The sequence below is a fragment of the Psychrobacter sp. T6-1 genome (assembly GCF_052258445.1).
The window spans coordinates 1-1,297 of sequence record NZ_JBQQFC010000479.1; the positions used below are offsets into that span (position 1 = coordinate 1).

Annotated in this window: 2 protein-coding genes; one reads left to right on the plus strand and one right to left on the minus strand. The window is 48.2% G+C overall.

Going from position 1 to position 1,297, the window contains the following annotated elements; all coding sequences use genetic code 11:
* A partial coding sequence (locus ACTXGO_RS13945; protein ID WP_443574941.1) for an NAD(P)-dependent oxidoreductase occupies positions 1-309 on the plus strand: 309 nt, incomplete at its 5' end.
* On the opposite strand, the gene ACTXGO_RS13950 is transcribed toward ACTXGO_RS13945, so the two are convergent.
* A partial coding sequence (locus ACTXGO_RS13950) for a flavin-containing monooxygenase (protein ID WP_443574942.1) occupies positions 306-1,297 on the minus strand: 992 nt, incomplete at its 5' end. The two genes, ACTXGO_RS13945 and ACTXGO_RS13950, sit on opposite strands and share 4 nt — an antisense overlap.

A 1,297-nucleotide genomic window follows, 5' to 3' on the forward strand; every position in this document is an offset into this window, starting at 1 on the left:
ACCCAGCATTTGATCAATGCAGATACACTCACAAAAATGACCCGCAAGCCCCTACTCGTTAATGTAGCGCGCGGCGGTATTGTCGACAGTCAGGCACTCGCTACTGCCATTAATAATGAGCAAATTATCGGTTATGCAAGTGATGTGTTCGAAGAGGAGCCTATCGCCGATAATGATCCGCTACTAGTTCTAAGCGAGCACCCACGTGTGATCTTTAGCCCGCATAACGCTTGGGGTAGCGAGAGCGCACAAAAGATGCTGTGGCAAATTTTGAGCAAACAAGTCGCTGATTTTATTCAAAAACATTAGCGATTAAAGTGCAACCAGTCATCCTTGATACGACGATATTTTAGCATCACCCGATCGGTTACATAATTATTAGTCACGCGCCAAGGATAACGATTCCCTTGTTTGGGTAGCTTATCTTTGGCGCGCTTGACGTAGCCTGCCGAGAGAGAGCCAAGTACGGTATCAGGCTGTATTTTTACTTTGCTATCTGCCTGAGCACAGACGACTTGATAGCGATGACGACTCATATAACTGAGCAGCCTAATAACATACTGGCAGGCCAAATCTATCTTAAGCGTCCACGACGCATTGGTATAGCCGAACATCACTGCCATATTGGGTATCCCCTCTAACATCACCGCTTTGTACGTCATGCGCGAGCCGACATCGACCACTTGCCCATCGATATATAGCGCCGCCCCGCCCAATACTTGTAGATTTAGTCCTGTTGCTGTAATGATAATATCAGCATCTAAATGCTCACCTGATAGCAGTGCAATACCTGTCTGGGTAAAATGGCTGATCTGGTCGGTGACGATAGTGGCGCTATCACGGCGCAGCGCTTGAAACAAATCACCGTCTGGCACCGCACATAGGCGCTCATCCCACGGATTATATTTGGGCATAAAATGCGCAATATCGACATCGCTACCTTCTAGCTCTTTTTGCGCGCCCTTTTTTAGCAGTGATTTCATAAATTCAGGCGCGCGAACAGCCAGCTCATATAGGCTGCGCTGTCTGACGATATTACGCGTACGCAGTACTTTATAAGCCTGCTCCTTTGAGAGCGGTGAGAATCTACCAGATAGCCAATCAATACCATGATCATCCCCTGGCACACTTGCCACATAAGTTGGCGAGCGCTGTAGCATAGTGACATGACGCGCGCTTTGCGCACTATTTTCGTCCACTAGCGCAGGTAGCAACGTCATCGCCGTCGCCCCGCTACCGATGATAACGATTTTCTTATCGTCATAATCAGTATCTTGCCAGTGCTGCGGATGTACGA